Below are 9,861 nucleotides of genomic sequence, written 5' to 3'. Positions count from 1 at the left end.
GCCTGTCCTGACTCGACCCGCTCTCTCCAGCAGTCAGGAGGTGGCCACCTCCTGACTGCTGCCTTTGTCGCATACAGCGACCCGGATTTCATAAGACAAGTCCTGAGCCTAACCTTGGCGGCATAAGTCTCGCACCACGCTGAACGATATAATACGCATATTCCGCTACATCCCCATGTGGCGGAATATGTCCGGCGAAGACCATCATTTACATTCAGACTATTTAGCCAATGTTGCTTTGCAAAAGGAATGAATGCGGGCGCTCTGGTTTTTGCTCCCCCCTACCTGACCGGCAGGAGTTCTCCGAGACGGCTTGCGGGAAACCCTGCCACCATGGTTTCGAGGGTATTCCGCAGCCATTGAAATGGCTCAATCCCGTTAAGTTTCGCCGTTTCAATCAGTGAAGCGGCAATCGCCCAGCGATCAGCCCCGCCTTCACTACCTGCGAACAGTGCATTCTTGCGCCCGAGCGCCACGGGACGAATGGCCCGTTCAACCGGATTGGTGTCGAGGTCAATACGACCGTCGTTTATGAATCGCTTCAGATCGTCCCATCGGTTCAGGGCATAGCGGATGGCTTCAGCCAGCTTGCTGCGTGTCGGCAGAAACGGAAGTTTTCCGCTGAGCAATTTGTGGAGCGCCGTGACAAGATCCTGGCTGCGTTCCTGCCTTACGACCCGTCGATGGTCGGGCGGCAGGCCACGGATCCGTTCCTCAATCTGGTAAAGCTCCCGGATACGAGACAGGATTTCGGTCGCTATCGGTGACCCTGCCTGATGCAGTTCGTAGAATTTACGGCGCGTGTGCGACCAGCACGCTGCAATCCTGATACTGCCGTCATGGGCGAGAGGTGTGAAGCCAACATAACCATCCACCTGCAGAATACCCTGATAACCGGCGAGATGGCGGGCTGGCCACGCAGCGGTACGATCTGGCGTGGCGTAAAATACAACGGCCGGGGCGGTTGTGCCGCCAAAATCACGGTCATCGCGGGCATAGGCCCAGAGCCGACCGGTGCGGGTGCGTCCTCGACCGGGATCAAGGACCGGCAACGGCGTGTCATCGGCGAAGATACGCTCACCAGAGCAGACATACGACATTAGCATGTGGCGGAGCGGTGCCAGCCACCATGCGGCAGCCCGGATCCAGTCGGCCAGAGTGGACCGCGCCAGTTCAAGACCATATCGGGCAAAGATGCGGCTCTGTCGATAAAGAGGCAGATGATCGCAGTATCGGCTGGTCAGCACATGGGCGATCAGAGCGGGCGTTGCGCTGCAACCCTCAGCAATCCTCTCTGGCGCGGCCGCCTGATGGAGTGTGCCACAGGCCCGGCACGCACATTTGGGTCGGTTGATCCGCACCACCCTGACTGACGCTGGCACCCAGTCGAGCATTTCACTTGTGGTTGTCCCCGCGTCATGTAGCGATCCGCCGCAGTCCGGACAGACCGTGACATCAGGAGCAATCGTCACGTCGGAGCGAGAAAGATGATCCGGCAGTGGCTTGCGGTGAGGTTGTTTGACGAATGATGATCTGGCGGAATCTGGGGAGATACGACGCAGCCCGTCATCGTTTGTTTGCTCATCCATGACGGTTTCAACACCGGTTTTAGTGTCGAGGATCAGCGGGAGCTGGTCGGGCTCGATAGTTTCAGCACTCCGACCAAACCGTGCACGTCGAAATTCCAGGATGATCTGTTGAAGTCGTTCTATCTCGATCTGCCCCTCATCCAGCGCATCCGCCAGATCCCGCACCATCCCCTGCAGGGTGATCGGGTCCAGAGGCAGATTGTCGAGAGCGATCTTCATGGTCCTGATGATGCCGGACCGGCGTTGGCAGTACAAGGAAAATCGGTACGACCGGATTCCCAGAATTCCATTTTATCCTGCTACCATCAGGCGACGTGAAGGAACCGGATTACGCCAGTCCAGCCCTTCCAGAAGCATCGACAACTGTGCCGAGGTCAGGAAGATACTTGCCGGTCCGTCAGGTGATGGACGTGTCACGGGCCAGGTAAACGCGCCGGAATCCAGCCGCTTCTGATAGAGGCAAAGGCCATTGCCGTCGTGGTAAAGGATTTTGACGGTTCCAGCCTTTCGCCCACGAAAAACGAAGACATGGCCGCTGAACGGATCGGCACGCAGTATTTCCTGAATCATGAGGGCGAGAGAGTCCATTCCCTTGCGCAGATCGGTGTAGCCCAGTGCGACATGGATCCGCACGTTGGGAGGCAGGCTGATCATGGTGAAGTGTCCAGCGCATTGGCCAGATACACGGCGTCATCGAGACCGACACCATCCGGAAAGCGCAGGGTCCGTCCATTGTTCAGAACGATTTCCAAAGACCGGAATATCGCGTTGGGTCTCTCGGGAGGTCTGTTCGAAATCGGAGAAGTCACGACGGGATCAGATATCTGAACGTCTGCAAAGGCCGCCTCCCTGCTCAAGGGCGCGTCGGGTCGTTCCTGAAGCTGTGTGGAAAACTGGTGATACCAGCGATAGAGGACGCTCGGCGTCAGATGATTCAGCCGGGCGTAGCGCTCAAGTGTCAGGCCGGACTGTAACGCATCCTGAAGCAACGCCAGTCTGTTCTCGTCCGTCCATCGTCTGCGCACACCTCCCTTGTTGACCAGTTCTGCCCATGACCGCGTGGTCACAGACGTCGCCTCTGGGGTCGGGCAGAGGAATTCCTCTGCCCGACCCTCTGGGACCGTGGGTTCAGCCGTGGAGATGTCTTCCCGGGAAGGAACGAAACGCAGGGTGCGCGCCCACTGACGCAGGGCTTTGGGACTGTAGCCTCGCTCCTCGCAGAATGCCTTCTGGCTCATGCCACTCTCGGCAAAGTCTGTCAGGCGCGTTCGCCACAAAGCCTCACGATCCATCATCGGTCCTTTCTCCGGTTCGGAGTCACCAATGAAGGCACAGATACCGATCAAACGCAGCGTGTCAGATCCGGACGCTTACGAATCAGTTGAAGAACAGGAAAATGAAAAGGGCGGCCTGGGGCCGCCCTTCATGCGTGCGCCTGCTGGATCGTCTCATCGTCGTGGGTGGTCGAAGCCCAGCTTCCCGTCTGACATGATTACCGGGACGCACGTTGCCGCCGGATCTGCTTTCGCGTGGTAAGGCGCGACGTATTTTGCCTCGATCCAGACCGGCTTGAACGCGAAGTTGATTGTGGGCAGATAGCCGTCTGTCGGCTCGGCACCGGTTTTTATGGCTACCTGGCCGCTGGCGGGTGCGACATTCGCAGCGTCATCCGACGGCCCTGCCTTAAACATCAGGGGATGCTGGAAATCCATCATCTGGCTTTCCGACAGGTTCAGCATCATGCACGTATAACCGGGCAACGGTTTGACCGGATGAAGCCCGGCAGCGTGAGCCGACATCGAGGCGATCAGGCCACAGGCCAGTATTGGCAGAAATGATTTTTTCATAGGTAGCGTTCTCCTGTCAGGTAGTCAGGACGGGCTGATACGCTGCGCTGCCCATCTTGGTTGCGACCGCTGATTTCCATTCTCCGACTGTTTCGGTAGTCGAGATACCGTTTTTTGCGAGGTCCGAGGCTGACATATTGCTGAGGACCGAAGCCATTGTCTCGTCATCTGCCGCACGGACCACGTTGGTGCCGTTTGACGGCCCGAAATTGTAATATGCCCTGGTATCGAGTGCTGTCGGCGTTGTTATGCCGACGTTCTGCAATGAGGTTGCTGCGTCCTTGAGATACTGTGCTGCCGCAACAGCCTGGGTCGCCGGATCGTGCTGGCCATCAGTGCCCGTCGTTATGCTCGACGCAAGAGACGGATCGGATGCGAGCGCCTCCTGCAGACTCTGATCATATGTACTCTGCATCATCTGGAATGCACCGGTGATCCCGCTGCTGCCGGAAACTGACTGCACATTCTGGCAGCCGGACTCGACCACGCATGTTGCGGCGAGAGCGGACGGATTGACGCCAAGCGCCTGTGCGTTCTGTGCCGCTTCATATCCCCACGACTGCTGATACATGGTCTGGAGCGCATCGCTGTCAGAAACGCCGGTTGCACCGGACGAAGTGACCGTGCCGCTGCCATTCATGGTCTGCGTTGTGCTGGTTGTGTCCGGGGTCCACTCACCGAGCCCCAGTTCCTGATACGTGGCATTGACGTGCGCGGGCAGGCCCGCCGGCACGTTGATCGTCTGCGCGTTCACCACGGCTGGCGACATGATGCCGCACGTCAGAAGGACAATCGTCATCTTCCTCGTGCGGCGGTATGAAAGGGAAATGTGGGACACCAGAGCCTCCTGTTGTGAGGAGGTCACTATCCAGCCGCATCATGCGACCTGATTCCGTGTTCTTCAGAATTTCTTCGCGGCACTCTTACTGTGTCCGTTTTGGCCACACCGGCTTTAGGGCATCCGTCCCAGCACAAAGCCCACCAGAAGAACGACGGAGCTGTAACCCAGAACGCGAAAAGCGGTCTGCAGATTGAACCGTCTGGTCATGGCCGTGGCCTGATTCTCAATCGCTCCCCGAAGTCCTTTCGTAATGTCGGCGATGATCCCGAGCAGTCTCTTCTCGACCAGTTTTTCATTGATGGTTCGCAGTGTATGGACCGCCTCGATCCCCTCTCTCAGCTGCTCGCGGATCGCGACTGTATCCTGTGCCAGCGCCTCTCGTTGCTGCTGCGCGACCAGCTTGCTTTCCTGGATCGAACGGATGGAGGAACGCCTGGCTTCGATGCAAAGGGTGCCGACCTGGTCAATAGCCACGATCAGCGCCGAAAGCACCTCGGCTTCCGGCGCGATCCTGCGATCAACCCATTCAGCGGCCACCAGTCGCAGGTTCTCCATCCGCCGGACGAATTCCTGATCCCCCGCCTCCAGATCACCCTGCGTTGTCATCAGACGTTTTCCATCACCACTTCAGGCAAGCCCTTGGGCATTCGGGGCAGATACTCCGGGCCAAGGTCGCGCATAAAGAGAGGCACTTCACGCTTGAGCCAGCGATTGACGCGGAGCCTGTCGAAGACTGAGCTTTTCGGTTGTCCTGGAACGGGCTTGTTTGCGGCAAAGTCCATGAAAGACTGGCCGCGATCCGCAATTTTCTTCAGGCCGTTGACAGCCGGGAAAACACCGTGAGAAGCCCCACGGTCGAGGGCGTTCAGGACCGCCCTGTTTTCGAGAATCTCGCTAACCGCGCGGGCTGTGTCCATGCCTACGGGGAGAAGGCCTTCATTGATGACGATGGCCGTTCGGGGTGGCAGAAAACTATGTTGCTCCTGAAGATCCTGCAGATAGTCGATGTCGGCATTTTCCATACCGATCATGAAAACTGTAACCAGCGAGATGCCAAGTTCATCCAGAGCGGCCACGAGAGGGGACGTGCGGATCAGCTCATGCATCGCCGTCCAGCCGCCTCCAATGTCGAGGATCGCATCATGGCGGGTTTCGACCAGCCTCTCGATTTGCTCTTCCAGCCATGCGGCCTGCCCGGTCGGGGAAGTGCTGTCTGCCTCCAGCACGTGCGAACCGAGCGATGAGATCGTATGCGACCGATTCATGGAATCAGTGTTCCAGATTTCCGGCTTGCCACCCTGCTGCGCGGTGATCTCGGCGAGGGATTTGAGAAACGTTGTCTTTCCCACACGCTGGCGTCCGATTGCGACAAGCAGGGTGGGGCGGGTTGTTGCCGCCGACGGCTTTGCGGCGTCTGTTATCGTGGCGGATGCCATGCCTTACTCCCTATGAAAACCGGGCTCCTTCTTCCTCAACCGCGCAAGAAGATCCCGCTTGATGGCCTCAGCCCGGGCGCGACCAACAGGGAATTCTTCCTCCTCGGTCGTGTTGCCGCCTGAGCACCCGGAGATAGTCGCGGGCAATGATGCGACTTGAGAGGCGCTTTTTTCGGCATGGTCGATTTTTGCTGGAAGCCCTGATCCATCGGGGGAAAGGTTTCCGGGATCACGGTCGATAAAATCGGGCTTCCAGCCTTTAGGAAGGCGGCTGGGGTGCGCTGATTGTGAGACATTGAACGGGACAGCGCGAGATTCTGTTGTGCGCACTTGTCTGATCTTCTGCAGCCGTCTCCACAGCTTGCCGATCTTTTGAAGCCCCAGTCTGCGGTCCTCTATCAGCACGCCGCACTCGATAGCCGCCTGCAAATACGGTCCCCACGGCTCACCCGGCACTCGGATTTCTTCAATGTCGTCGGCGTTCGCCACCAGCCACCGATAAAGAGGTCCGGCGGTTGCCTTGCATTCCGCTTCGCCCCGGAGAGCCTTCAGGCGCTCCTTTCCAATCCGCTGAGCCATGTGCAGTTTCCCGGTAGGGCCGTCCCCAACAGCGACCCTTTCCCAACCCATAGCCAGCCCAGAGGGCATCCCGCAAGCCTCCCGTATCGGACCCACTAGGAAACCCGTAAAAAGACCCGTCAAAGCACCCACTGCCAGCCCGTAGCCAACCCACAGATTATGAGTTCTTCATACACCATTGCACCGTTGGTGCGGACGGCTGCGCCGCCGTAGGTGGGTAAGCGGGAAAGGACGCCATTACTAATGGCACCCTTACGTTTTCCGAGAACTTGCGTGCTCATCGCCTCAGGGTTCCTGTTCAGCGCGTGGTAGTCGACAAGTGACGCACAGGAGGGGCTCTTTTTCATTGGATGTTCGTTAGTGGTCGCATGATGCGCGCCCAACTTTCCCATCTCTGATAACGGGAGGAACGGATGACAAAGGATGGTGTTGAGCCACTTAGTGATACTCGTGCCAAGACTGCGCCGGTGCTGACCTTCGGCGCACACGCTATTCGGTCGGTGAGAAAAGACGGCCGTCGCTGGCTTGTAGCTTCTGACGTCTGCGAGATCCTCGGGCTTCGGCGTTCAAGGGCAGCTATATCAAGACTCGATGAGGATGAAGTCGCCTTCGTCGTCATACCAACGGCGGGCGGCCCACAACGCACTCATCTGGTTACAGAAAGTGGCGCGTATTATTTGTCGTTCGTGTCCCGGAAGCCCATAGCCAGACGGTTCCGGCGCTGGGTGACGGAAGAGGTTTTGCCGCAGATTCGCCGGACGGGTGCCTATATCCCCATGGGTGCTTCTGTCACCGGGACGCAGTGCATGATCACCGGTGATCAGATTGATCTCCTAACGCGTCTCTCGCAGCCTGGTCCTCACATGGTTTTCGTGATGCCGGGGCAGGAGCCATACATTGAGGAGGTCGACCCTCGCCAATTCATTCGCGATCTGGATCGTCATGACGTGGAAGGACTGATCCATGCCATGAACCTGATTGGATCGGTATGGAGCATGTGCCGCAAAATCGACGGGGCGATGTATTGTTCCACCGTCCTTCAGAGCGGTATTGGCCGCCAGCTTGATGACGCCATCCGCATCGTGGCGGATCTGTCCCGTAGCGTTTTCCTGCCCGCCCGAGAGGAATCATAAACCTGCCACGGTTATGATCCTTTCTCTTCGCGTGCCCTTAACCGAAAGAGACAGCACTGATGAAAAGCACCGATCTGATTGACCGTATCGCCGAAGCCACGGGTGGCACGAAGGCCGATGCGAAGACCGCTCTTGAGACTGTCACAGCCTCGATCATACAGGCCGCAGAGGCCGGCGATGAGGTATCGCTTCCCGGCTTTGGCAAATTCACCGTTCGTCACACCGCCGCACGCACGGGCCGCAATCCCGCGACCGGCGCCGAGATGCAGATCCCGGCCTCGCGCAAGCTGGCTTTCGCGCCGGCGAAGGCCGTGAAGGACGCCCTGGCCGGAACCGATCAAAAGAAAGCCTGATCGGTCGCATGATTCCGCGTCACGCTTCCCCTTGTTCTGACATGGGAAGCGACGACGATGAGCGAGACAACTGAACGGCCTGATACCACCGCAAGCCGGGATGACGACATCCGGGAGCGGCTGCGGGCCATTGAAGACAAACTCTCGCTGATCATCGAGATCCTGTCTCCTGAAGAGTCCGACGGTCCGACACTCGATGAAATTCTTGGCCGGCTGGTGACGCTGATCGCATCGCAGAGCCCGCTGCTCAGGCGCATCGATCTCACCACCGGCAGGACGCTCGACATTCAGGAGGGCCGCTCGCCCCGATCCGCCCAGCCCGAGGAGCCGGATGAGGCTGACGTCTGATGATGACGTTCCGGAAGATTTCGGCCGAGGGCAACGGCCGCATGATCACCGCCTATTTCACGCAGGAGCTGCCGGATCCGGAGCACGATTTCCGCACTCAGCCCGGGAAGGTGCCAGACGCGGACGGTGCCCGGCTGACCAGTTATTACACCGGGCGCGATGGCCGGGCCTCATGGCGGCCCGACATGAAGCCGGAGATCGCGGCAGCGCTCGGGATTGATCCGACGACACCGCCGAAAAACGAGCAGCTCAATCGCCTGTTTGAGGCGAAACGGGCCGATAATGGCGAGGACTGGTCGAAGAACGCCCGCAAGATCAGTGCCTACGACCTGACCCTCGCGCCGCATAAATCGGTGACGCTGGCCGCCGAATTTGCGCCGACAGAAGCGGAGAGAGCGGCGATCTGGCACGCCATCAATCAGGCCAGCGATGCGACCATGCGCTATGTGGCGAGAGAGATCGGCTTCGCCCGGCGCGGCCGTGGCGGCGAGGATGGCGCGGACCAGGGAGAGGTCGCCTGGGTCTCGTTCCGGCATACGACAGCGCGCCCGACGGTCGAGGCGCGCGATCCGGGCACAGGCCAGACCTATCTCATCGATACCCCGGCAGGCGGTGATCCTCACGCCCACATTCACAACGCCCTGTTCAATGTCGTGGCCACGGAAGACGGACACGTCGGCTCTCTGGACACAAAGCGCTTGCGCAGCCGCGTTCATGAGTTCGGCGCGTATTTCCAGGCGCAGCTTGCCGATGAGCTGCGACGGATCGGCATCGCCCAGCAATATGACGCCAATGAGCAGGCCACGGTCGTCTCGGCCGTGCCACAGGATGTCTCGGACTTTTTCAGCAAGGGACGCCGCAACGTGATCAGGGCCGCGAAGGAGTATGCGGCGGCGGAAGGGCTGGACTGGGCGGATATGCCGATCGAGCGCAAGCGCCGTATCCTGTCCATGGCCGGGCTGGCTGCCCGGCTCGACAAGGACAAGGGGGTCAGCGACCACGAGATCTGGCTGGAGCAGGCGAAAAGCCTCGGCTGGGAGGAGAGAAGCCTCATCGGATCGCCGATCGGGCCAGAGGGCACGCGGGAAGAGAGATACGATACGGCTTACCGTTTCGCGGCGCGGCATCTGGCGACGGAGTTTGAGACCGCCGCCGTGCTCGATCATGACAAGCTCAGGATGTATGCCGCACGAGGACTGATCGGCACAGGTATCGAGGGCGGCGTGAAGGACATCGATCATGTCGTCAGCCTCATTGAACAGCGGGGGCTTGAGCTGAGGGGCGAACAGGTCTCGCTGATTCAGCAGATCCGGGGCGACAGGCTGAGGGTCACGAATACGGCGCAGATCGCCATCGAAGAAAACCTTGCGATTCAGGCCGCCCGAGCATCCGGCGACCGGAGCGGGGCGCTGTCGGATCGCCAGATCACTGAAGCGATTGGTCGCTCGACACTGGATTTCTTCTGTGGTTGCCGTCCGTTATGCAAGAGTTTTCTGACCCATATTGACGTGTGATCGTGTGCGGTCTTCTGTAAGGCCTGTTGATGTGGCCTTTCAGAAGCCACTGGCCAGTATGGTGATCAGCGGATCAGATCCAAATCTCACAGGCGTGCTTTAAAGCACAGAGAAATCCACTGGTTTTTCCGATCCGGATCAGACGATCATGCGCCCATTCAGGTCATCGCCCTCTCACACCCCTACCGGTTCCATCCGCGGGAGCCGAGCCATCGCTCAGG

Annotated in this window: 11 protein-coding genes and 1 pseudogene; 4 read left to right on the top strand and 8 right to left on the bottom strand. The window is 59.1% G+C overall.

The window, feature by feature from the left end:
* Window positions 1–281: 281 nt before the first annotated feature.
* The 8 genes from tnpC to GOB81_RS16630 all read right to left on the bottom strand — a co-directional run bounded on the left by tnpC (window position 282) and on the right by GOB81_RS16630 (window position 6,292).
* Complete coding sequence (gene tnpC, locus GOB81_RS16665) at window positions 282–1,808, bottom strand: IS66 family transposase (protein WP_173571390.1); 1,527 nt, start codon at window positions 1,806–1,808, stop codon at window positions 282–284.
* A 72-nt stretch (window positions 1,809–1,880) separates the two neighbouring features.
* Window positions 1,881–2,243, bottom strand: coding sequence for an IS66 family insertion sequence element accessory protein TnpB (gene tnpB, locus GOB81_RS16660; protein WP_166318568.1), 363 nt, complete (start codon window positions 2,241–2,243; stop codon window positions 1,881–1,883).
* Window positions 2,240–2,884: an IS66 family insertion sequence element accessory protein TnpA gene (gene tnpA, locus GOB81_RS16655; protein WP_173571389.1), complete on the bottom strand. Its 645-nt coding sequence runs from the start codon at window positions 2,882–2,884 to the stop codon at window positions 2,240–2,242. The genes tnpB and tnpA overlap by 4 nt, the downstream gene beginning before the upstream one ends.
* A 153-nt stretch (window positions 2,885–3,037) precedes the next feature.
* The gene (locus GOB81_RS16650; protein ID WP_173571388.1) at window positions 3,038–3,436 is read right to left on the bottom strand and encodes a hypothetical protein; all 399 of its coding nucleotides are present in this window, start codon (window positions 3,434–3,436) and stop codon (window positions 3,038–3,040) included.
* A gap of 16 nt (window positions 3,437–3,452) precedes the next feature.
* Window positions 3,453–4,235: a transglycosylase SLT domain-containing protein gene (locus GOB81_RS16645; protein ID WP_061274796.1), complete on the bottom strand. Its 783-nt coding sequence runs from the start codon at window positions 4,233–4,235 to the stop codon at window positions 3,453–3,455.
* 153 nt (window positions 4,236–4,388) lie between these two features.
* A complete protein-coding gene (locus GOB81_RS16640) occupies window positions 4,389–4,883 on the bottom strand; it encodes a hypothetical protein (protein WP_173571387.1) in 495 nt (164 codons plus the stop codon).
* A complete protein-coding gene (locus tag GOB81_RS16635; protein WP_061274731.1) occupies window positions 4,883–5,713 on the bottom strand; it encodes a hypothetical protein in 831 nt (276 codons plus the stop codon). The genes GOB81_RS16640 and GOB81_RS16635 overlap by 1 nt, the downstream gene beginning before the upstream one ends.
* A gap of 3 nt (window positions 5,714–5,716) precedes the next feature.
* Window positions 5,717–6,292: a hypothetical protein gene (locus GOB81_RS16630; RefSeq protein ID WP_173571386.1), complete on the bottom strand. Its 576-nt coding sequence runs from the start codon at window positions 6,290–6,292 to the stop codon at window positions 5,717–5,719.
* Between the two features lie 413 nt (window positions 6,293–6,705).
* Here GOB81_RS16630 and GOB81_RS16625 point away from each other — a divergent pair, with 413 nt between their 5' ends.
* The 4 genes and pseudogenes from GOB81_RS16625 to mobF form a co-directional block, all read left to right on the top strand.
* Window positions 6,706–7,425, top strand: a complete 720-nt coding sequence (locus GOB81_RS16625) for a BRO-N domain-containing protein (RefSeq protein WP_173571385.1) — start codon at window positions 6,706–6,708, stop codon at window positions 7,423–7,425.
* A 59-nt stretch (window positions 7,426–7,484) separates the two neighbouring features.
* Window positions 7,485–7,778 (top strand): HU family DNA-binding protein, encoded by a 294-nt coding sequence (locus GOB81_RS16620; protein ID WP_061274737.1) that lies wholly within the window; start codon window positions 7,485–7,487, stop codon window positions 7,776–7,778.
* A gap of 57 nt (window positions 7,779–7,835) precedes the next feature.
* Window positions 7,836–8,126, top strand: coding sequence for a hypothetical protein (locus tag GOB81_RS16615; protein ID WP_173571384.1), 291 nt, complete (start codon window positions 7,836–7,838; stop codon window positions 8,124–8,126).
* Window positions 8,126–9,586: pseudogene (gene mobF, locus GOB81_RS16610) on the top strand (MobF family relaxase); the annotation flags it as partial. The gene GOB81_RS16615 and the pseudogene mobF, both read left to right, overlap by 1 nt.
* Window positions 9,587–9,861 lie beyond the last annotated feature (275 nt).

This window comes from Acetobacter conturbans, assembly GCF_011516755.1.
GTDB lineage: Bacteria > Pseudomonadota > Alphaproteobacteria > Acetobacterales > Acetobacteraceae > Acetobacter > Acetobacter conturbans.
This window is presented reverse-complemented; position numbering and strand designations above follow the sequence as displayed.